Here is a 21,081-nt window from a genome sequence, read left to right on the forward strand (position 1 = left end):
GACTTACGCGACTTCCTTCACGCGCTGATTTGCGCGCGCGACATGCTTTTCGTAGGCCGACACCCAGGCGTCGGCGAAACGGGTCCAGTCCTGTTCGGTGGTGCCCCAGCCGCCCGAGACCCGCACCCCGCCCGTGGCGAGATCGTGCAGGCCCATGGCGCTGATGGTCTTGGACGGCTTGGTCTTGCCCGACGAACAGGCGCTGCCCGCCGAGATCATGACCCCGGCCAGATCCAGCGTGATCAGCTGCTGCGGGCTGTCCCAGCCCTCGACCGCCATGAACAGGGTGTTGGGCAGACGCTCGACGGCCCCGCCGATGATCGTCGCGCCCGCCGCCTTCGCCCGCGCCTCGGCGGCGTCGCGCCAGACGACATGGGCCATCGCGTCCTCAAGGTCGCGCGCCGCGCACACCGCCGACACGCCGAAGCCGGTCAGACCCGGCACATTCTCGGTGCCCGCGCGCATCCCGCGTTCCTGTCCGGCGCCGTGCAGGATACGCACCGCCTCGCGGCCCGGCTTCAGCACCAGCGCGCCGACGCCCTGTGGTCCGCCCAGCTTGTGCGCCGACAGGGTCAGGCTGTCCGCGTCCAGCGTGCGCATGTCGACCGGGATCTTGCCCGCCGACTGGATCGCATCGACGTGCAGCCAGCCGCCCGCGGCCCGCACCAGCTTCGCCGCCTCGACGATCGGCTGGATCACGCCGCTTTCATTGTTCGCATGATGGATGGCGACCACGGCCACACCCGGACGCGCCAACGCCTCGGCCAGCCAGTCCAGATCGACCACGCCGTTCGCATCGACCGGCAGCACCTCGACCGGCGCGCCCGACGCCAGCGCGGCCTCGGCCACGCACGGATGCTCCGTCGCGCTGACGATCAGCCGCTCGCAGCCGCCCTTCAGCGCGCTGACGATGGCCTGCGCATTGGACTCGGTCCCGCCCGAAGAGAATGTGATGGCGGTCGGATCGGCGCCGATCAGCTCGGCCACCTGCGCCCGCGCCGTCTCTATACGCGCCCGCGCCCGACGACCGGCGGCGTGCACCGCCGACGGATTGCCGTTGTCGGCCAAGGCCTTCGCCATGGCCTCCTGCACTTCCGGACGCACCAGACCCGAGGCGTTGTAATCCAGATAGACGCCGCTCATGCCGCCGCCTCCATGCCTGGAGCCAGCGTCCGGCGCCTCGCCCCCGTCCGGCGCAGCACCACGTCCTCCAGCGACACCGCCGCCAGATAGGCGTGGATTTCCGCGCCCAGGTCTTCCCACAGATCGTGGGTGATGCAGCGCTCGCCGCCCATCATGCAGCCGCGCGGCGTCCCGTGCGCGGCGCAGCGGGTGGCGCGTATCGGCTCGTCCACGGCCAGTACGATATCCGCCACCATGGTCACGTCCGCGCCCTGCGACAGGCGATAGCCGCCGCCCGGACCACGCACGCTCGACACCAGTCCGCTTTTGCGCAGACGGGCGAACAACTGCTCCAGATAGCTCAGTGAAATCTCTTGCCGGGTGGCGATTTCAGCCAGCGAAACAGCCCGCGCCTGCCCGGCGGCGTCGCGTCCGTTTCGGGCCAGATCGGCCATCGCCATCACGGCGTATCGTCCCTTGGTCGACAGACGCATCGCACACCTTCAAAATTCGCGCGCTTTTCGGGGCTCCTGTGCTAGAACCCGCGCCTTCGCAAAGGCGTCTGCACGCGCTGTGGACTTAGAAAGTCCTACTGGCGCGGTCAAGTATTACGCGACTGCGAAATGATGTTTGAACACGGGAATTTGCTCCGCCCATGCCTGAAGTCATCCTGCCCGGCGCCTCTGGTCGTATCGAAGGCCGCTATTCCCCGGGCAAGCGTCCGAACGCGCCGATCGCGCTGATCCTGCACCCGCACCCCAAGGCGGGCGGGCATATGAACAACCCGGTCGCGGTCACCCTGTACCAGCTGTTCGTGAAGCGCGGCTTCGCCACCCTGCGCTACAACAGCCGCGGCGTGGGCAAGTCGCAGGGCGAGTTTGACTCCGGTATCGGTGAACTGGCCGACGCCGCCACCGCCCTCGACTGGCTGCAGGCCAACAACCCCGCCGCCACCCAGACCTGGGTCGCCGGCTACCAGTTCGGCGCCTACATCGGCATGCAGCTTCTGATGCGCCGCCCCGAGACGGACGGCTTCATCTCGGTCTCGCCGCCGTCGAACATGTACGACTTCTCCTTCCTGGCGCCCTGCCCGGCCTCGGGCCTGTTCCTGCACGGCACGGCTGACACCATCGTCCCGCCTGTCGAGGTCGAGCGCGTCGTCAACAAGCTGCGCACCCAGAAGGGCATCGTCATCGACTACGAACTGGAAGAGGGCGCCAGCCACTTCTGGCAGGACCACATGGCCGCCGTCGAAACCCGCGTCGGCGCGTATCTGGACAAGCGTCTGGAAGAAAACCCGGCGTAAGGGGCTTCTGGCTGGATGAGCAAGAATGAAGGCGAACCGCTGGTCGCGGACCTGGGGTTCATTGTGGGCCGCCTGATACGCAATCTCCTCGCACCCTACGCACGCAAGAACTGCGTCCATTGCCAATCCAGCATCAAGGCTGCAGCCCGTGTGTGCAGGTATTGCAGCCGTGACGTAGCATAGGGCTATCCGCCGCTCCGCTCAGAAGCCCTCCCCCTCGATGGGGGAGGGTTGGGGTGGGGGTGGATGCAGGCGCTTGAAGACTGACCTCGCGAGGCGCAGTCGATCTCCCGCAAGATGCTCTTCACGTCGACAGCCAGCCCTCACCCCGATCCCCGGCCCTTCCCCGATCAAGGGGAAGGCAGCGGCGCAAAGCGCCAGGTGGATTTGCGTTCGTCCCGCGACCGGCCCGACCCTACGTCCAAATTTGACGCATCCGCATGGCAGACTGTGATCCGGTCTTTGACATTGCGGTGCGTGACGCCCCCCCGGGGTTGAGCACAGGCCTATGCCCCGCCGCACCGGAACTCGCCGCCCCCCGGCGTCGTGCCCAAGCCCCCTTAGGGTTGAATATGACCTCTCGCATCCGCTTCACGCGAAAAAGTGCACGATGTGCACTCCATTTTTTCTTGAGTGCACTTTTTCCCGTGTGCCGGGTCAGTGGTCGCCGTCCACTACCGCAACGGCGGAGGTCCGGTGCGCCCGCACGCACCAAAGGACGCTGACCACCATCATCACCATGGCGACGATCTCGATCACGGTCGGCCCCCGCCCCTCCCACAGATAGCCGTAGGCGAAGGCGAACAGGGTCTCGAACACGATCATCTGCCCCAGCATAGACAGCGGCAGCAGGCGGCTGGCCTGATTCCAGAAGGCGTTGCCGACGATGGAGGCCAGGATCGCCACCCCCATGCTGGCCGCCGCCAGCCGGGCCCACTGGTCACCGCTCTGGCCGCTGGCCTCGACCACCGCCGGGACGGCCAGCAACACGGCGAAACCGCCCGTCACCACGCCTGTAAGCAGTCATGGGCGCTGACCTGCGGCAGGCGCGCCATCCAGCGGCTGTTCCCGATCGCGTAGGCGGACCAGCTGACCAACGCCGCCAGCGCGCAGCCCAGACCGATCAGCACCTGCCCGACATCGCGGTTCAAGGCTTCGCGTGACAGGCTCTCCCAGCCGATCAGCCCGACCGCCAGCGCGGCCAGCAGGATCGGCGGCCCGACCTTGCGCAGCGGCGGCGCATCCCTGTCCTTCAGGCCCCAGACCGCCACCAGCACCGGCACCATGCCGACGATCAGGGCCGAGGCGGCCACGCCCGCGAAATGCACCCCGACCACCAGGAAGAGGTAGTAGACGATGTTCCCCGCCAGACTCAGCCAGGCCAGCGCGCGCCAAGCCTTCGCATCCAGCAGCGGCGCCACCTTGATCCAGCGCGGCGCCAGCAAGGCGGCGGCCAACAGGCCATAGGCCAGATAGCGCCCGGCGCTCATCAGCATGGGCGAGGCGTCCGGCGCGAACTTGGGCGCCAGGAAGACCAGCCCCCACATGGCCCCGGCCCCCAGGCCGCAGCCGACCCCGACCCCGACCAGACGTGTGTTCAAGCCCTGCATGACCCTGCCCTACCCCGCTCCGGCCTCGCGGCCAACCGGACAGAACAAAGCCCCGGCGCGCGAACGCCGGGGCTTCAGCGGCTCGATCCGGACGGGGTCAGGCGACCTCGACCGCCGCCTCCGCAGGTTCGGTCCGGATCATGTAGTCAAAGGCAGACAGCGCCGCCTTGGAGCCCTCGCCCATGGCGATGACGATCTGCTTGTACGGCACCGTCGTCGCATCACCGGCCGCGAAGATGCCCGGCTGGCTCGTCTCGGCCCGGTGGTCGATCTCGATCTCGCCGCGCGGCGTCAGGGCCACCGCCCCGTGCAGCCACTCGGTGTTCGGCACCAGACCGATCTGGACGAAGATGCCTTCCAGCTCGACGTCGTGGTGGCCGTCCGAGTTGCGGTCCTTGTACGACAGACCCGTCACCTTCTCGCCATCCCCATGGACCTCGGTGGTCAGGGCCGAGGTGATGATCTTCACGTTCGGCAGGCTGGCCAGCTTGCGCTGCAGCACCGCATCGGCCCGCAGCTCGCTGTCGTATTCGATCAGGGTCACATGGGCCACGATGCCCGCCAGATCGATCGCCGCCTCGACGCCCGAGTTGCCGCCGCCGATCACCGCCACGCGCTTGCCCTTGAACAGCGGTCCGTCACAATGCGGGCAATAGGCCACGCCCTTGTTCCTGTACTGCTCCTCGCCCGGCACGTTCATCTGGCGCCAGCGTGCGCCGGTCGACAGGACCACAGTTCGCGACTTCAGGCTGGCGCCGTTCTCCAGCACCACCTCATGCAGCCCGCCCGCGACCTTGGCCGGGATCAGTTTGGTCGCCTTCTGCAGGTTCATGATGTCCACCTCATACTCGCGGACATGCTGCTCCAGATGGGCGGCCAGCTTCGGCCCTTCGGTGTGCGGCACCGAGATGAAGTTCTCGATGGCCATGGTGTCCAGCACCTGACCGCCGAACCGCTCTGCGGCGATGCCGGTTCGGATGCCCTTGCGGGCCGCATAGATGGCGGCCGCCGCGCCGGCCGGACCGCCGCCGATGACCAGAACGTCGAACGGGTCCTTGGCCTTGATCTTCTCGGCCGCCTTGCTCTCGGCGCCCTTGTCGATCCTGGCGACGATCTGCTCCAGCTCCATCCGGCCCTGACCGAACAGCTCGCCGTTCAGGAAGACGGTCGGCACGGCCATGACCTTGCGCTCATCGACCTCGTCCTTGAACAGGCCGCCCTCGATGGCGACGTGCTTGATGCGCGGGTTCAGCACGCTCATCAGGTTCAGCGCCTGCACCACGTCCGGGCAATTCTGGCAGGACAGGGAGAAGTAGGTCTCGAAGAGGTAGTCGCCCTCCAGGTCCTTGACCTGCTGAATCACATCCTGCGCCGCCTTCGACGGGTGGCCGCCGACGTGCAGCAGGGCCAGCACCAGCGAGGTGAACTCATGCCCCAGCGGGATACCGGCGAAGCGCACGCCGATGTCGGTGCCCTTGCGGCGGATCAGGAAGCTGGGCTGACGCTCATCGTCATAGTCCCGGCCCATCTCGACCTTACCGTGCGAGACCGAGACGATCTCTTCCAGCAGCGCCTTCAGCTCCTGCGACTTGGGTCCGGCGCCCAGCGACGCGACCAGCTCCACGGTGTGGACGATGTTCTTGAGGTAGCCCTCGAGCTGGGTTTTCAGATTGGCGTCGAGCATCGGGGTCCTCACAAGGCTACGGGTTGGGCGCCGCCCTCAAGCCGCTACGGGCGAGAGCCGGACGCAAAAAGGCCGCGGGGACGGAAACGCTACTCACCCCGCGGCCTCTGCGGACGCCCGACGGATCGGGCGCCTGTGACCGGCGACGCTACTCACGCCGCCGCCGGTCGATGGGTGCGGTCTTCAGATCTTGCCGACGAGGTCGAGCGACGGCGCCAGGGTGGCTTCGCCTTCTTCCCACTTGGCAGGGCAGACTTCGCCCGGGTGAGCGGCGACGTACTGGGCGGCCTTGACCTTGCGCAGCAGCTCGGTCGCGTTGCGGCCGACGCCTTCGGAAGTGATTTCCATGAACTGGATCACCCCTTCGGGATCGACCAGGAAGGTCGCGCGGTCCGCCAGGCCGACGCCCGGACGCATGACGTCGAAGTTGTTGGTGATGGTGCCCGACTGATCGCCGACCATGAAGTAGTTGATCTTGCCGATGGCCGGCGACGAGTCATGCCAGGCCTTGTGGCTGAAGTGGGTGTCGGTCGAGACCGAGTACACCTCGACGTTCAGCTTCTGCAGGGTCGGATAGATGCCGGCCAGGTCTTCCAGCTCGGTCGGGCAGACGAAGGTGAAGTCAGCCGGGTAGAAGAAGAAGATGCCCCACTTGCCCTTCACATCGGCGTCCGAGATCTCGACGAATTTGCCTTCCTTGTAGGCGGTGGCCGTGAACGGCTTGAGGGCGGTGTTGATGAGGGCCATGCGGTGCATCCATGAGGCAGGAGTGGTTGGAGGCCCCTCTCCTATCCGAATCGAACACATCAGCCCAATCGTTTATTTGCAGGTGCACAATAAACTGCGTTTATACAAAAATCCGCAATAACACCAATCGCCAAGACGCCGGGACGTAGCACACCTGGCGCCCGCGCGCATGCCTGCGGGGAACCTCGCCTTCGGCGCTGCAGCACAGCGTGTCAGTACAGAAGGAAGGGTGCGCGGCTGGTCAGCCAGGCCTGCTCATCCGGCGTGGCGACGGCGTCCAGATCGTCCGGCGTCGAGGCCAGGTTATCGACCCACTCCCGCAGCGACGGGCCTCCGTTGATCACGTCGATCGGCAGCTTGCCGAAGGCGTATTCGTACGGGAAGTCGCGCCACAAATCGTAGTCGGGATACAGCCGCCGGATAGCCTTGAAGCCCAGCGCCTGCACCCGCCACGGCTGGAAGGCCTCGTGGTCATAGGCCGGGTCGTCGACGTGGATCTGGACGCCCGAGCACAGCTTGCCGACGTGCTTGTGGAACGTCGGCTCGAACCACATGTCGCGCAGCACACAGCCCTTCAGCCACTGGGGCGCGAAGGCCTTCATCTCGGCGATCACGGCCCGGGCGTCGATGTCCGGAGCCCCGAACAGCTCCAGCGGCCGGGTCGTGCCCCGCCCTTCCGACAGGGTCGCCCCCTCCAGCATGACGGTGCCCGCATAGGCGCGGGTCATGGAGACGTTCGGCGCATTGGGGCTGGGGTTGATCCAGCTGCGCTCATTCAGCGGCCAGCCGTAGCCGGGCGCCGCCTCGGGCTGCCAGCCCTCCATCTCGATGACGCGATAGGCCACATCCAGCCTGAAGTGGTCGATGAACCACAGGCCCATCTCGCCCAGCGTCATGCCGTGCCGCATCGGCATCGGCCCGGCGCCGACGAAGCTTTCCCAGCCCTCGACCAGCGTAGTTCCCTCGACCGGTCGCCCGGCGGGGTTCGGGCGATCCAGCACCCAGACCTCCTTGCCGTGCTCCGCAGCGGCTTCCAGCATGTAGAGCAGCGTCGTCACGAAGGTGTAGATGCGACACCCAACGTCCTGCAGGTCGATCAGGACCACGTCGAACGTGTCCATCCAGTCCGCCTGCGGCCGCCGGACCTCGCCGTACAGGCTGAAGACGGGGATGCCGTGCACCGGATCAGTATAGTCCGGGCTCTCCATCATATTGTCCTGCAGGTCCCCCTTCATCCCGTGCTGAGGGCCGAAGGCGGCGGTCAGCTCGATGTCCGGATGCGCCGCCAAGGCGTCCACGGCGTGGGTCAGGTCCTGCGTCGTCGACGCCGGATGCGCCACCAGCGCGACCCTGCGCCCCTTCAACGGCGCGCTCAGGGCGGGATCGGACAGCAGGCGGTCGAGACCGAACTTCATGGGAGTTCCAGAACGAAGGAGGCGGGGTGATGGAAGTCCGGCTTATCCGAAGGATGGGCCAGCGCCCAATAGGAGATGTGCCCTCGCCGGTCCTTGATTACGGCCGACAAGCCTACCTGGCCGGTAAAGCCGACCGGCAATTCCACCCGGGCCTCCAGGCCAACGAGGTCCTTCGCGCCATCCAGCCCCAGGACGGTCGCGACCTCGTCCGCATCACGCATCCCGCTTCGCGGCGCACTGAACGCATAGGAAGCCCACCGCCCCGAAGGCGACAGGTTGTACTCCCGATAGCCATCGTCGGTCCGGACGAAGACCTCCATGCAGGTGTGCCGCCAGAGTTCGTCAGCCCGCGCCTGCGGTTCCGGCGCGGGCCAAGCGACCTCGTCCACCTCGCCCTCGACTACGTAACGCAGCCACAGCACAGCACCGTCTCGCTCAAGCTGGACCTCGACCGCGTTGATCGGTCCGTCCGCCGTGGAAGGATGAGGCAAAAGGGTCGCGCGCATCCTTCACCGATACCCCGCCCTTGACGTCGGTCAACCGCTACGGCTACCCAGACCCCCATGTTCGCCCGCGCCACCAATGTCGGCCTGTATTACCGCCCCTCGATCTGATCGAGCGGCCCGCGAACCCCTGTGCCGCATACAGCCGGCGCAATCCCCACAAGACGCTCGCCGGCTTCCCTGCTAACGGAGCCCTCATGAGCGAACCGACCTTCAAGTCCGACTTCCTGCGCACCCTTCAGGCGCGCGGCTACATCCATCAGATCACCCACCCCGTCGAACTGGACGAGGCGGCCTCGAACGGCGTGGTGTCGGCCTACATCGGCTTCGACGCCACCGCGCCGAGCCTGCACGTCGGCAGCCTGATCCAGATCATGATGCTGCGCCGCCTCCAGCAGGCTGGGCACAAGCCTGTGGTCCTGATGGGCGGCGGCACCACCAAGGTCGGCGACCCCACCGGCAAGGACGCTTCGCGCCCGCAACTGACCGACGAAGCCATCCGGGCGAACATCGACGGCATCCAGCGGGTCTTCGCCAAATTCCTCACCTTCGGCGACGGCCCGACCGACGCCGTGATGGTCAACAATGACGAATGGCTCTCGCAGTTCGGCTACATCCAGTTCCTGCGCGACTTCGGCGCCCACTTCACCATCAACCGGATGCTGGCGTTCGACTCGGTCAAGCTGCGCCTTGAGCGCGAGCAGCCGATGACCTTCCTCGAGTTCAACTACATGCTGATGCAGTCGGTGGACTTCCTGGAGCTGAACCGCGCCCGCAACGTGACGCTGCAGATGGGCGGCTCGGACCAGTGGGGGAACATCACGTCGGGCGTCGATCTGGTCCGCCGCGTAGATCAGAAGGCCGCCTTCGGCCTGACCACCCCGCTGCTGACTACGGCTTCGGGCGGCAAGATGGGCAAGACGGCGCAGGGCGCCATCTGGCTGAACGCCGAGCAACTGAGCCCCTACGACTACTGGCAGTTCTGGCGGAACGTCGATGACGCCGACGTGGGCAAGTTCCTGCGCCTGTTCACTGACCTGTCGCTGGACGAGATCGCCGCGCTGGAAGCCCTCGAAGGCGCGCAGATCAATGATGCCAAGAAGGCGCTGGCAGACGCCGCCACAACGATGCTGCACGGCGCCGAAGCCGCCGCGACCGCTCGAGCCGCGTCCGAGAGCGCCTTCGAGAAGGGCCAGCTGTCCGCCGACCTGCCGACGGTCGAGATCGCTCGTGACGAAGTCATCGGCGCCATGCTGGCCGCCGTCGCGACCAAGGCCGGCCTGACCGCCTCCAACGGCGAGGCCCGTCGCCTGGCCCAAGGCGGGGGCCTGCGTCTGAACGATGAGGCCATCGCCGACGGCGCCCGTCTGATCGAGGACGCCGACGTCAACGCCGACGGCGTGTTCAAGCTGGCAGCCGGCAAGAAGAAGATCGTTCTGGTGAGGCCCGTCTGATGACCGAGATCGTGGAAGGCATGAAGGCCCCGGCCTTCGACATGGCCACCGCCGGTGGCGGGCGGGTTTCTCTGGACGCCCTGAAGGGCAAGACGGCGGTGCTGTACTTCTATCCGAAGGCCGATACGCCCGGCTGCACCAGCGAGGGGCAGGACTTCTCGGCCCTGTCGGCTGAGTTCGACGCGGCGAACGCCGTGGTCATCGGCGTCTCGCGCGATCCCGTGAAGAAGCTGGACCGCTTCGGCGCCAAGTATGATCTCAAGGTCGTTCTGGCCTCGGACGAGCCCGGCGACGTCACCGAAGCCTGGGGCGTCTGGGTGATGAAAAAGCTGTACGGCCGCGAGTATATGGGCGTGGAGCGGGCCACCTTCCTGATCGACGGCGACGGCGTGGTCCGCGGTATCTGGCGCAAGGTCTCGGTCAAGGGGCACGCCGCCGAAGTGCTCGACGCCGCACGATCCCTATGAGCCCGGATCAGCTGCCGCGCCGACAGATGTAACTGGCGTTACAGGACCACGACACTCGCCTGAAAAGCGAAAAACCGGAACGAATACCGACGTTCTTCGCGTGAAGACCATCCAGCGTGGTTAACAAGTCGTGAAGAGACTTGTCGTCTTCCCGCAGTCGTGGCTCATAACGGGCCGGGCGTGGGGGCGTTTGTGTATGATTGAGCACGAAACCGAGGGCAGACGGTCGCTGATCGGGCGCTGGTTCCCGACGCGCTATCTCTACCTTCGCAACGGTGATGACGTGAAGGCCTGGGCGCTGACACCCGGCCGGCAGATGCTGGGCGCTGTCGGCGCGATCGTTTTCAGCGGCTGGTTTCTGATCGCGTCGGGCGGCTTCGCCCTCGATATGGTCCGCCAGAGCGAAGCCGACCGGAACGTCGCGCGCAGCCGGGCCTCCGCAGAACGCCTGAACGCTGACCTGCAGGCCCGTCTGGACAGCGCCGTGATCCGGATGAGCACCAGCTCGGGCTCCATCGACGAAATGGCTCATATGGTCGAGCGCCGCCACGCCGCCCTGACCCGGGTCATGACCCTGTTCCACGGCGTCGACGGTGCTCAGGCGGCCCTGACCCCGGCCCCGGCGCTGAATCCCGACCGCAGCACGCCACTGCAACGGGTCGTGGCCGTGCGGATGGATCAGGAGCGTCTGATCGCCCGTGCCGAGACCGTAGCCAGCAGCCGGGCCGAACGCCTGCGTCTGGCCTTCCGTCTGGCTGGATTGAACCCCGCCGCCTACGCGCCTCGCGACGCCGCGTTGGGCGGACCGCTGATCGAAGCCCGCGATCCGCGCGCACTCGGGGCCGTTCTGGACGTGGACGAGGCCTTCGCTGTTCGCATCCAGCATGCGGCGGACAATCTGACCGACATGCGTCTGCTGGCCGACGCCGCCGAGGGCTTGCCGTTCCGGCGGCCGACGTCGGCGCGCACCACCTCCGGCTACGGCGTGCGCTTCGATCCCTTCAACGGCCGCCCCGCCGTACATCAGGGACAGGATTTCGCCGCGCCCCTGAACACGCCCATTTACGCCACGGCTCCCGGAATCGTGTCTTTTGTCGGCGTCCGTTCAGGGTATGGCAACGTCGTTGAGATAGACCACGGACGCGGTTTCAAGACCCGTTTCGCCCATCTGAACTCCATGGCCGTGCGAGCGGGCCAGCGTGTCACGCTTGGCCAACGCGTCGGCGCCATGGGTACGACCGGACGCTCCACCGGCGTTCACCTGCACTATGAGGTGTGGATGAACGGCCGCCCGCAAAACCCCGCCCGCTTTATCAGAGCCGGAGACCAACTTGTTCAACAAGACTAAATCCCCCGCCCCGCAGCCCCAGTCGCGTTCTGACTCCGGCTCCTCGATCCCGCCGCTGCCGGATCTGCCCGCCCCGGGCGGCGTCCCCGCACCGGCCGCCGCGCCGCGCGCCGCCGCTGCGCCTGCCGTCGCCCCGCGCGGTCTTTCGACCCTGTCGTCGGACCTACAGTTCGAAGGCAACGTCTCCGGCGCCGGCGATCTGCAGATCGACGGTCAGGTGAAGGGTGACGTCCGCGTCGGCCGTCTGATCGTCGGCGAGACCGGCGCGGTTGAGGGCAATGTCTCGGCGGATTACGTCGAAATCCGCGGCCGCGTCGTCGGCGGCGTGTCCGGCAAACAGGTCAAGCTGATCGCCACCGCCTATGTCGACGGCGACATCACCGCCGAACAGCTGTCGATCGACATCGGCGCCTACTTCCAGGGCCGCGTCCTGCAAGGTCGCCGCGAAGCTCCGGCGCCGACCACCCCGGCTCCGGCGCCGCGCCCGGTCGAACCGGCTCCGCAAGTCATCGACATGAAGCCCCCCGCCGCCTGAGGCGACTGAAGGCTCAAATGAAAAGGCCCCGGATCACTCCGGGGCCTTTTGCTTTGTATGTTGGCGGCTGAACGGACCTAGTCGACCGTCGAGCCGCGCGTCTCGCCGACCCGGGCGGCCAGCGCGGCGCCCATGAAGGCGTCCAGATCGCCGTCGAGGACGCCCTGGGTGTCCGAGGTTTCCACGTTGGTCCGCAGGTCTTTGACCATCTGGTACGGCTGCAGGACGTAGGAACGGATCTGGTGGCCCCAGCCGATGTCGGTCTTGGCGTCAGCCAGCGCCTGCGCGGCGGCCTCACGCTTCTGCAGCTCCAGCTCGTACAGACGGGCGCGCAGCATCTTCCACGCCTGTTCGCGGTTCTGGTGCTGCGAACGACCCGCCTGACAGGCGACGACCGTATTGGTCGGCACGTGGGTAAGACGCACGGCGGAGTCTGTCTTGTTGATGTGCTGACCGCCCGCGCCCGATGCCCGGTAGGTGTCGGTGCGCACGTCGGACGGGTTGATATCGATCTCGATGGCGTCATCGACCACCGGCGACACCCCGATGGAGGCGAAGCTGGTGTGACGCTTGGCGGCGGCATCATAGGGACTGATGCGGACCAGACGGTGCACACCCGATTCCGACTTCAGCCAGCCATAGGCGTTGGGGCCGGTGATCAGGATGGTGGCGGACTTGATGCCCGCCTGTTCGCCCGCTTCCTCGGCCTCGATCTCGACCTCATAGCCGTGAGCGCGGGCCCAGCGGCTGTACATGCGCAGCAGCATGCCGGCCCAGTCGTTGGACTCCGTGCCGCCGGCGCCGGAATTCACTTCCAGATAAGCGTCATTGCCGTCGGCCTCGCCAGACAGCAGGGCCTCCAGTTCGGCGCGGGCCGCGCGGTCCTTGATAGCCTTCAGGTCGGCGCGCGCACCGTCCAGAGCGGCCTCGTCACCTTCCTCATCGGCCATGTCGGCCAGCATGACCCCGTCCTCGAGGCCCTGCTCCATTTCCTTGACGGCGTTGACCTGGGCCTCGAGCCGCGAGCGATCACGGCTGACGGCCTGGGCCTGTTCGGGATTGTCCCAAAGCGTCGGGTCCTCGACCCGCGCGTTCAGCTCATCGAGCTTTCGAAGTGCGACATCCCAGTCAAAGACGCCTCCTGAGCAGAGCGATGCTCTGCTCGATGTCGGCCTTCATGGCCTCGACATCCGGTCTCATCGCGAACTCCTGCGATCCAAAGTGAGCGGCGGACATAAAGCGCGCCGCGGCAAAGGGGAAGGGCCGGTCGCCCTGCCCTAGTACAGACCGTCCAGATCGGCTGCCGGTTCCTTGCGGGGGGGCGGTGGGGTCGTGGGCGGCGGGGTGTTCGGAGTCGGTTGGCCGCTGGCCTCCTCCTCCTCGCGACGGATGATGTCCGTATAGTTCTGCGGTCCGGTCGGGACTTCCGGCCGCGGGGCCTCTTCCTGCTGGCGACGCTCGGTGCCGGGACGGAAAGCTTCCTCGATGCCGTTCACGGTGCGGAAGACCGCGTTTTTCGGTCGGACAAAGGGACGCGCCGGACGCTCACGCAGGGCGACCTGCATGAACTCGTTGAACACCGGCACCGGGCCGGTGGCGCCGGTCTCGCCCGAGCCCAGCGGCCGGTTGTCGTCAAAGCCGATAAAGACCCCCACGACAATGTCCGACGAGAAGCCGACGAACCATGCCGAGCGATACTCGTTGGTCGTGCCGGTCTTGCCGCCGACCCAGCGGCCGAGGCCACGAGCGCTGGCGGCGGTGCCGCGCTGGACCACGCCTTCCAGCATCGACGCGACCTGATAGGCGGTGATCGGGTCGATCACCTGCTCGCCGCGCGCATCGAGACGGGGCGATTCCTGACCGCTGAACGCCCTGCCGCAATCGCGGCAACGGCGCTGGTCAGCGCGGAAGATGGTCTCCCCATCCCGGTCCTGCACCATTTCGATCAGATAGGGATTCACCCGGCGGCCGCCGTTGACGAAGGCGGCATAGGCTGCGGTCAGCTGATAGGGCGTGGTTTCACCGGCCCCCAGCGACACCGACAGGTTCGGCTCCATCTTGCCGACACCCATCTTGTCCGCCAGCGAGACGACATTCTTCATGCCGACATCCTGCGCCAGACGAACGGTCATGACGTTGCGCGACAGCTCCAGGCCGCGACGCAGGGTCTGCGGACCGTAGTATTCGCGGCTGTAGTTCTCAGGGCTCCAGCGCGTGCCGTTAGCTCCGCCCGCGAAGCTGATCGGCGCGTCCAGAACGATCGACGCCGGGGTGTAATCCCCCTCCAGCGCGGCCGCATACACAAACGGTTTGAACGCCGAACCCGGCTGGCGACGAGCCTGCGTCGCACGGTTGAAGCTGCTGAGCGCATAGGAATAGCCGCCGACCATAGCGAGCACCCGCCCCGATTGGGGCTCGATGGCCACCAGCGCGCCGTTCACGCGCGGCACCTGCTTCAAGGCGTATTGACCGCCGGTGCGTTCAACAAAGATCAGATCGCCGCGCTTCAGCGGACGGTTGGCGTTGGCCCATGCGGCGTCCCCGGTGATCAGATAGCCGACGCGGTCATCCTTGGCGCTTCGGACACGGACGCTGTTGCCCGCGACGTTCTCCACACCCGCGGCTTCCCAGCTCCGGCGCTCTGGCGGACGGGTGCCGCGCAGGGCTTCCTCCTGCCAGCCTTCAGCGAACTCGGTCGTGCCCCATGCCCCGCGCCAACCGTGGCGGCGGTCGTAGTTCTCCAGCCCTTTCATCAGGGCGTCGCGCGCGGCGGACTGCAGCTTCGGATCCAGCGTCGTGCGCATGTAATAACCGCCGCGGTTCACCTCTTCGGCGCCGAACTGGCGGATGGCCTGACGGCGCGCCTCCTCGACGAAGAAGTCTGCATCCGCGTACTCGGCCCGACGGGGCGCATCCTGCGCGACGAGAGGGCGCGCGCGCGCGGTCGCGACCTGTTCCGGCGTCAGGAAGCCGTTCTCGCCCATCTCGCCCAGCACCCAGTCCCGACGGCCCTTGGCCGCGCCCGGGTGGCGCTTTGGATGATAATTGTTTGGTCCCTTGGGCAGGGAGGCGAGGAAGGCTGCCTCGTCCGGCGTCAGCTGATCCAGCGACTTGCCGAAATAGTTGAACGCCGCCGCGGCCACCCCGTAGGAGCGATAGCCGAGGAAAATCTCGTTCAGATAGAGTTCCAGAATCTGCTGCTTGGACAGCGTCGCCTCAAGCCGGTTGGCGAGGATCGCCTCCTTCACCTTGCGGTTCAGGCTGGATTCGTTGGTCAGCAGGACGTTCTTGGCGACCTGCTGGGTGATGGTCGAGCCGCCTTCCAGACGCCGACCGGTGGCCGCATTGAAGACGTTCTTGAACATGGCACGGCCCAGACCGGACACGTCGATGCCGCCGTGCTCGAAGAAGCGACTGTCCTCGGCGGACAGGAAGGCCTGAATCACAGGCAGGGGAATTTGCTCATAGGGCACATAGATTCGGCGCTCATCCGAGAACTCGCCGATCAGGGTGCCGTCACCCGCGTAAACCCGCGTCGCCGTGGCCGGGCGGTAGTCCGCCAACTCGGACGCATCCGGCAAATCGTGGAACAGCCAGGCAGCGTAAACTGTGACGACCAGGCCCGCCAGGGTGATCGCGCCCAGCAGGCCGAGGCCCGCGAGCACGAACCAACGCTCGGCGATCTTGAGACCCTTGATGTTCGGAAGGCGCGGCTGCGGCATGACGCCGGTTTAGCCCGCGTCGGTGACGCCCGCCAGAGGCGCCGTTGCGGTGGCGGTGCGACGTTCGATCTCCTGTCGCGCCGCGGCCACGACATCGGCGTCCATGTCCGACTGCCCGGCCATCCATCGCAGATAGTCCCCCGGAGCGTCCGCCCAGCGGCTTCCCCGGTGTTTGCCGAACGGAATTGTGACCAGTCGACGGGGCTCCCGGGTCCACTGGATCATCTGCTCGACGGTGGCTTCCTTCAGCAGATCCATCAGCAGGTGAGCCGTCACCCAGGCGTCCGGCCCCGCCCGATGAGCCGGATTGGCCAGCGCGGGGTCCAGCCTCAGCTGTCGCCAGTAGCGCAGCACCTGATTGGAATGCCCCGGCGCTTGCGGCCAGACCGCCTTGGCCGAGCGAACCGTACAAATCCACGGCAAACCGCCGTGGGCGGTGTCCGCGATGAAGCCGCGTTCAAAGTTGGCGGCATGCGCCACCATGACATCCGCGGGCTCGGCGAACATCTCGCGCAGCGCATATTCATCACAGTGCGCGTCGTCAGGGCCGAAATCATCGGGCGTGATGTGGTGCACCGCCATAGCATGCACCGAAATCTCACCCCGAGGCCGGAACAGCTTCGTCACGGGCGGCAGAGCGCGCCAGCCCTCTCCTTCCGGCACGACATCCACGATGCCGACCTCGATAATCTCGGCGGTCCGGTCTCCACCGGTGGTTTCCAGGTCCACGACACGCAGGCGCATGGGCGGAAAGATAGGCGCTCAACGTCCAGGACGCGACAGCATCCTTCAGGGGCGGCCGGCGCCGTCTCCGGTCGAGGCCATCTGAAGCGCGCCGGTCGGGGCGGCGAAATAGCCGTCGATGCCCGCAGCCACGGCCCGCATGAGCCGACGGCGCGCGCGCGGATCGGTGAGCAGACGCTCATCCTCGGGGTTGGTGATGTAGCCCATCTCCAGGAGCACGGCGGGCACATCCGGCGACAGCAGCACCGCCAGACCGGCATCCCGATGACTGCGGCGCAGCAGCGGATGGTCCGCCTGCTCGATCTCGCCCAACAGGCTGCGCGCCAGCACCGCCGAACGGTTCTGGGTCGCACGCTGGGTCATATCCAGAAGAATACGGTCCACCGAGGCGTCCCGGCCCGGCAGATTGAGGCTTCGGTGCCAGTTTTCATCACGTGTGATCTCACGCACAGCGCGGCCGGCGCCCTGTTCCGACAAGGTGTAGACACTGGCGCCGCGCGTGGCCGGATCGGCGATGGCGTCGGCGTGCAGCGAGATAAACAGGTCCGCCCCTGCCTGACGGGCGATGGCCGGACGGCGATTCAGACCGACATAGACGTCGCTATCCCGCGTCAGACGGACCCGATAACGCCCCGAACGCTCCAGTTCCTGCTTCAGGACGAGCGCGGCCGCCAGGGTGACTTCGCTTTCCCTCGCATGCGCGCCCTGGGCGCCCGGGTCACGGCCGCCGTGTCCGGCGTCGATATAGATCAGAGGGCGTTGGGCCGGACGCGGCGCGGCGCGGGGCGCGTTCCGCGAGGCGGTCGGCGCCCGACCGGTCGCCTTCAGGTCGATGACATAGCGGTAGTGGTTCACGCCGTCGCCCGGCGGCAGCAGGAAGCGGCGCTCGATCTCGGCGCTGACGGCCAGATCCAGCTCGACACGCGACGCGCCGCCGGAACCCGCCACCCGATAGCCGCGCACCAGTCCCAGACCGTTGCCGGACATGCCGCGCGGCGCGGCGACGCCGGACAGGGCGACGACCACACGCCCGTCGGCGCCCGGCTGGATCACCTGCCCGCGAGAATTACGATCCAGATCAACCACGACACGGGTTCGCTCGGCATCGCCGCCGAAACGCACGCGAATGACTTCGCCCATGGCGCCGGACGCCAGTCCACGGCCGGCGATCAGCACGGCGACGCAGAAAACGATGAAGGCGAGCGCCGTCATCGTCCACTCACGGACGCCCCAATGCGAAAGCCTGACACGCAACGAGGCGCTCATGGACGCGGACAACCCACCATTCTGATCGCTCCCATCCTGCACGAACGTCGTCGCCAACGGGTTAAGGCCGATGCGACTTTTAATTCACGTTTCCAGTGACTATGCTTTGTCCGCTCGCGAATGATCGCGTCCACCCGCTCTGCCGGGTCCGGGACGCGCCCTCCTCTCGGCGCTACTTTCACTGATCCGAAGATCGACCGGCCGTCAAAGACGCCGACGATCCGACGAACCGGGCCCGCAACGCCGCCTTACCGAGGCGCGGAAGGGTCCAGGACCGAACCGACCCATGGGCGCATACGCCAGCCTCAACCTCCGGTCAGATGTGACCGACTTCGCCCGCGGCGCTCGCCGTGGCGACGAGGCATCGACGGCCCGCGCCAACCCCACACCCATTCGGCGAGCCGCCGCGTCCCTCAGCCACGCGCTGACAGGACCGGCCCGAGCGCGCCAGAGAGAGACTACCGATGTCAAAGACCATGTTGATCGATGCGGCGCACGCGGAAGAAACCCGCGTCGCGATCGTCGAGGGCCGTCAGGTCGAGGAATTCGACTTTGAATCCCGCGCGAAGCGCCAGCTTCGCGGCAACATCTATCTCGCCAAGGTCACCCGCGTAGAGCCCAGCCTGCAGGCTGCGTTCGTCGAATACGGCGGCAATCGCCACGGCTTCCTGGCCTTCAACGAAATCCATCCGGACTATTATCAAATCCCGGTCGCCGACCGTGAAGCGATCATGGCCGAGGCCCACTCGGACGACGACGACCACGACGACCTGGGCCGCGACAGCGACGACGGCGATCACGAAGGCGGTCTGGCCGATGAGGAGCGCCTGAAGCGCCGCCTGATGCGTCGCTACAAGATCCAGGACGTCATCAAGCGCCGTCAGATTCTGCTTGTGCAGGTCGTCAAGGACGAGCGCGGCGGCAAGGGCGCGGCCCTGACCACCTGGCTTTCGCTCGCCGGTCGCTACTGCGTCCTGATGCCGAACACCGGCAAGGGCGGCGGCATCTCACGCAAGATCACCAACACTTCGGACCGCAAGCGCCTGAAAGCCGCAGCGGCCGCCCTGCATGTGCCGCAGGGCATGGGCCTGATCATTCGCACCGCCGGGGCCAAGCGCACCAAGGCCGAGATCAAGCGCGACTACGAATACCTGCTGCGCCTGTGGGAGACGATCCGCGAGACGACCCTGTCGTCCAACGCGCCGGCGTTGATCTACGAGGAAGAAAACCTGGTCCGCCGCGCCGTGCGCGATATGTTCGACAAGGATTTCGACGGCATCCAGGTCGAGGGCGTGCAGGGCTTCAAGGAGGCGCGCGATTTCATGCGGGTGCTGATGCCCTCGCAGGCGAAGAAGGTGCACCTCTATCAGGGTTCGCGCCCGCTGTTCGCCTCGAACGGCATTGAAGAGACCCTGACCCAGATCCACCAGCCGATCGTCAACCTGAAGTCCGGCGGCTATCTGGTGATCAACCAGACCGAGGCGCTGGTCGCCATCGACGTCAACTCGGGCCGCGCCACCAAGGAACGCAACGTCGAGGCCACGGCCTTCAAGACCAATATGGAGGCGGCCGCCGAGGCCGCCCGCCAGTTGCGTCTGCGCGACCTCGCCGGCCTGATCGTCATCGACTTCATCGACATGGATGAAGGCAAGAACAACCGCGCCGTCGAGAAGGTGCTGAAGGACGCGCTGGCCAAGGACCGCGCCCGCATCCAGATGGGCCGCATCTCGGGCTTCGGCCTGATGGAAATCAGCCGCCAGCGCCGTCGTCTGGGCGTGATCGAGGGCGCCACCGAGATCTGTCCTCACTGTCAGGGCGCCGGTCGTATCCGCTCCGCGGAAAGCGCCGCCCTCGTCACCCTGCGCGCGGTCGATATCGAGGCCGGCAAGAACGGTGCGGGTTCGGTGAACCTGCGCGTCTGCACGGCTGTGGCCCTCTACATTCTGAACCACAAGCGCGACTATCTGCAGAGCCTGCTGGTCCAGCGCGGCCTGAACGTGGTCATTCTTATCGATGACACCCTCGGCCAGGGCGAAAGCACGATCGAGCGGACGGAGACGAACGAGGACTTCACCCCTCCGGAAAGCGCCGAGCCATTCGTCGATCTGGATGATGACTTCGACGACAGCGCCTGGGCCGAGGACGAAGACGAGGACGAAGACGAAGTCATCGAGGACGATGAGGACGAAACCGACCTTGAGCGTGAGGACGAGGACGACGACCAACCCCGCGAACGCGCCGAGCGTCACGACGGTGAACGTGGTCGCGGTCGCGGCCGGCGCCGCCGCGGCGGACGTCGCGAGGAGACCGAAGGCACGGAAGAGTCCGCTCCGGCCCTGTCGGCTGACGATGAGGACGACGGCGAAGGTGGTCGCCGCCGTCGCCGTGGCCGCCGTGGAGGTCGCCGGATGCGGGAGGAAGGCGCATCGACCGAGCGCGACTCCTTCTTCTGGGTCCGTGGCCGCACTCCGTCGCTGGACGATCCCTATGTCTGGTTCGACCCGATCAATCCGGAACGCGCCCCTCGCGCCGAGAAGGCTTCTGAAACCACCGCATCTGATGTCGAAGAAGTCGTCGGCGAACGCCCCGAGGGGGAAGTCGGCGGCGAACGTAGCGGACGGTCCCGTCGCCGGCGCGGTCGTGGTCGCGGCCGGGATCGCGGCGCCGAGGGCGGCCTGACCCACGAGGTCAAGGTCGAGACCCGCGCCACCAGCGAAGGCATGCCCGCCGACGGTTCGCCCGACACCCCGTCGGCCGTGATCATCCCGGACGCCGAGGTTCAGGCTGTCGAAGCCGAGACCGCTCCGGTCGTCGCGGAAGAGCCCAAACGTCGTCGGGTGCGCCGCAAGGTGTCCGCCTCGGCGACTCCGGCCTCTGACGAAGCCCCGCTTTCGACGGTCGAGCCGAACGAAATCGAGCCCGTCGGCGAGCCCGTCCTGCTGGACGTCGCCCTGAACGAGGTCGTGACGCCGGAGCCTGAAGCCGTGGCGGAAACCGTCGCCGAGCCGATCCCGGCCGCGGTCGTGGAGGCCGTCGAACCGCCGAAGCCCGAGGTCGACGTCGCCGCCCTGATCGCGGAAGACCCGAACCAGATCGCCGCTCCGCCCGAAAAGCCGAAACGTGGGTGGTGGCGCCGCTGAAAGGCCGCGATTAGGTTG

18 protein-coding genes are annotated in these 21,081 nt (G+C 66.9%); 6 read left to right on the forward strand and 12 right to left on the reverse strand.

The genetic code is table 11. From position 1 onward, the window contains the following. Positions 1-3: 3 nt before the first annotated feature. Positions 4-1,143 carry a cysteine desulfurase family protein gene (locus ACODRV_RS07585; RefSeq protein ID WP_488907909.1) on the reverse strand — a complete coding sequence of 380 codons (1,140 nt, stop codon included), beginning with the start codon at positions 1,141-1,143 and terminating at the stop codon, positions 4-6. Then, entirely contained in the window at positions 1,140-1,616 is a 477-nt protein-coding gene (locus ACODRV_RS07590; RefSeq protein ID WP_488907910.1) for an Rrf2 family transcriptional regulator, read from the reverse strand. Before ACODRV_RS07590 ends, ACODRV_RS07585 begins: the two co-directional genes overlap by 4 nt. Positions 1,617-1,777: 161 nt before the next feature. On the opposite strand from ACODRV_RS07590, the gene ACODRV_RS07595 reads away from it, so the two are divergent. After that, positions 1,778-2,428 (forward strand): alpha/beta hydrolase, encoded by a 651-nt coding sequence (locus tag ACODRV_RS07595; RefSeq protein ID WP_141626473.1) that lies wholly within the window; start codon positions 1,778-1,780, stop codon positions 2,426-2,428. A 657-nt stretch (positions 2,429-3,085) separates the two neighbouring features. Here the strand turns inward: ACODRV_RS07595 and ACODRV_RS07600 are convergent. The 6 genes from ACODRV_RS07600 to ACODRV_RS07625 form a co-directional block, all read right to left on the reverse strand. Continuing rightward, a complete protein-coding gene (locus tag ACODRV_RS07600) occupies positions 3,086-3,436 on the reverse strand; it encodes a hypothetical protein (RefSeq protein ID WP_488907911.1) in 351 nt (116 codons plus the stop codon). Next, a complete protein-coding gene (locus tag ACODRV_RS07605) occupies positions 3,433-4,038 on the reverse strand; it encodes an EamA family transporter (RefSeq protein ID WP_488907912.1) in 606 nt (201 codons plus the stop codon). The genes ACODRV_RS07600 and ACODRV_RS07605 overlap by 4 nt, the downstream gene beginning before the upstream one ends. Positions 4,039-4,135: 97 nt before the next feature. Beyond that, positions 4,136-5,722: an alkyl hydroperoxide reductase subunit F gene (gene ahpF / locus ACODRV_RS07610; RefSeq protein ID WP_488907913.1), complete on the reverse strand. Its 1,587-nt coding sequence runs from the start codon at positions 5,720-5,722 to the stop codon at positions 4,136-4,138. A 183-nt stretch (positions 5,723-5,905) separates the two neighbouring features. Next, entirely contained in the window at positions 5,906-6,469 is a 564-nt protein-coding gene (ahpC, locus tag ACODRV_RS07615; RefSeq protein WP_141626470.1) for an alkyl hydroperoxide reductase subunit C, read from the reverse strand. 212 nt (positions 6,470-6,681) lie between these two features. Beyond that, entirely contained in the window at positions 6,682-7,884 is a 1,203-nt protein-coding gene (locus ACODRV_RS07620) for an exo-beta-N-acetylmuramidase NamZ family protein (RefSeq protein ID WP_488907914.1), read from the reverse strand. Beyond that, positions 7,881-8,390 (reverse strand): DOMON-like domain-containing protein, encoded by a 510-nt coding sequence (locus tag ACODRV_RS07625; RefSeq protein WP_488907915.1) that lies wholly within the window; start codon positions 8,388-8,390, stop codon positions 7,881-7,883. The genes ACODRV_RS07620 and ACODRV_RS07625 overlap by 4 nt, the downstream gene beginning before the upstream one ends. A 194-nt stretch (positions 8,391-8,584) precedes the next feature. Between ACODRV_RS07625 and tyrS the strand changes: the two genes are divergently transcribed. From tyrS to ACODRV_RS07645, 4 genes are all read left to right on the forward strand, one after another. Further along, a complete protein-coding gene (tyrS, locus tag ACODRV_RS07630; RefSeq protein ID WP_488907916.1) occupies positions 8,585-9,841 on the forward strand; it encodes a tyrosine--tRNA ligase in 1,257 nt (418 codons plus the stop codon). Further along, positions 9,841-10,308 carry a peroxiredoxin gene (locus tag ACODRV_RS07635; RefSeq protein ID WP_141626466.1) on the forward strand — a complete coding sequence of 156 codons (468 nt, stop codon included), beginning with the start codon at positions 9,841-9,843 and terminating at the stop codon, positions 10,306-10,308. Before tyrS ends, ACODRV_RS07635 begins: the two co-directional genes overlap by 1 nt. 196 nt (positions 10,309-10,504) lie before the next feature. Beyond that, entirely contained in the window at positions 10,505-11,656 is a 1,152-nt protein-coding gene (locus ACODRV_RS07640) for a M23 family metallopeptidase (protein WP_141626465.1), read from the forward strand. Beyond that, positions 11,640-12,191, forward strand: coding sequence for a bactofilin family protein (locus tag ACODRV_RS07645; RefSeq protein ID WP_141626464.1), 552 nt, complete (start codon positions 11,640-11,642; stop codon positions 12,189-12,191). Before ACODRV_RS07640 ends, ACODRV_RS07645 begins: the two co-directional genes overlap by 17 nt. A gap of 77 nt (positions 12,192-12,268) precedes the next feature. On the opposite strand, the gene prfB is transcribed toward ACODRV_RS07645, so the two are convergent. The 4 genes from prfB to ACODRV_RS07665 form a co-directional block, all read right to left on the reverse strand. Beyond that, positions 12,269-13,391 (reverse strand): peptide chain release factor 2 gene (gene prfB, locus ACODRV_RS07650; protein WP_141626463.1). Its coding sequence is split into 2 segments (ribosomal slippage): positions 12,269-13,321 and positions 13,323-13,391, totalling 1,122 coding nucleotides; the frame shifts between segments, so codons are not numbered across the junction. Positions 13,392-13,468: 77 nt separating this feature from the next. Further along, a complete protein-coding gene (locus ACODRV_RS07655) occupies positions 13,469-15,913 on the reverse strand; it encodes a penicillin-binding protein 1A (protein ID WP_488907917.1) in 2,445 nt (814 codons plus the stop codon). 9 nt (positions 15,914-15,922) lie between these two features. Next, positions 15,923-16,657 (reverse strand): exonuclease domain-containing protein, encoded by a 735-nt coding sequence (locus tag ACODRV_RS07660; RefSeq protein WP_488907918.1) that lies wholly within the window; start codon positions 16,655-16,657, stop codon positions 15,923-15,925. Positions 16,658-16,702: 45 nt separating this feature from the next. Then, positions 16,703-17,869: an N-acetylmuramoyl-L-alanine amidase family protein gene (locus ACODRV_RS07665; RefSeq protein ID WP_488907919.1), complete on the reverse strand. Its 1,167-nt coding sequence runs from the start codon at positions 17,867-17,869 to the stop codon at positions 16,703-16,705. A 518-nt stretch (positions 17,870-18,387) separates the two neighbouring features. On the opposite strand from ACODRV_RS07665, the gene ACODRV_RS07670 reads away from it, so the two are divergent. After that, positions 18,388-21,063, forward strand: a complete 2,676-nt coding sequence (locus ACODRV_RS07670; RefSeq protein ID WP_488907920.1) for an Rne/Rng family ribonuclease — start codon at positions 18,388-18,390, stop codon at positions 21,061-21,063. The last annotated feature ends 18 nt before the right edge of the window (positions 21,064-21,081 follow it).

The sequence above is a fragment of the Brevundimonas sp. FG8 genome (assembly GCF_057808845.1).

Coding starts and splice junctions, on each gene's coding strand:
- ACODRV_RS07670 (WP_488907920.1), top strand. CDS start 18,388: ATGTCAAAGACCATGTTGATCGATGCGGCGCACGCGGAAGAAACCCGC.
- ACODRV_RS07605 (WP_488907912.1), bottom strand. CDS start 4,038: ATGCAGGGCTTGAACACACGTCTGGTCGGGGTCGGGGTCGGCTGCGGC.
- ACODRV_RS07665 (WP_488907919.1), bottom strand. CDS start 17,869: ATGACGGCGCTCGCCTTCATCGTTTTCTGCGTCGCCGTGCTGATCGCC.
- tyrS (WP_488907916.1), top strand. CDS start 8,585: ATGAGCGAACCGACCTTCAAGTCCGACTTCCTGCGCACCCTTCAGGCG.
- ACODRV_RS07585 (WP_488907909.1), bottom strand. CDS start 1,143: ATGAGCGGCGTCTATCTGGATTACAACGCCTCGGGTCTGGTGCGTCCG.
- ACODRV_RS07640 (WP_141626465.1), top strand. CDS start 10,505: ATGATTGAGCACGAAACCGAGGGCAGACGGTCGCTGATCGGGCGCTGG.
- ACODRV_RS07635 (WP_141626466.1), top strand. CDS start 9,841: ATGACCGAGATCGTGGAAGGCATGAAGGCCCCGGCCTTCGACATGGCC.
- ACODRV_RS07595 (WP_141626473.1), top strand. CDS start 1,778: ATGCCTGAAGTCATCCTGCCCGGCGCCTCTGGTCGTATCGAAGGCCGC.
- ACODRV_RS07660 (WP_488907918.1), bottom strand. CDS start 16,657: ATGCGCCTGCGTGTCGTGGACCTGGAAACCACCGGTGGAGACCGGACC.
- ACODRV_RS07590 (WP_488907910.1), bottom strand. CDS start 1,616: ATGCGTCTGTCGACCAAGGGACGATACGCCGTGATGGCGATGGCCGAT.
- ahpC (WP_141626470.1), bottom strand. CDS start 6,469: ATGGCCCTCATCAACACCGCCCTCAAGCCGTTCACGGCCACCGCCTAC.
- ahpF (WP_488907913.1), bottom strand. CDS start 5,722: ATGCTCGACGCCAATCTGAAAACCCAGCTCGAGGGCTACCTCAAGAAC.
- ACODRV_RS07625 (WP_488907915.1), bottom strand. CDS start 8,390: ATGCGCGCGACCCTTTTGCCTCATCCTTCCACGGCGGACGGACCGATC.
- ACODRV_RS07620 (WP_488907914.1), bottom strand. CDS start 7,884: ATGAAGTTCGGTCTCGACCGCCTGCTGTCCGATCCCGCCCTGAGCGCG.
- ACODRV_RS07655 (WP_488907917.1), bottom strand. CDS start 15,913: ATGCCGCAGCCGCGCCTTCCGAACATCAAGGGTCTCAAGATCGCCGAG.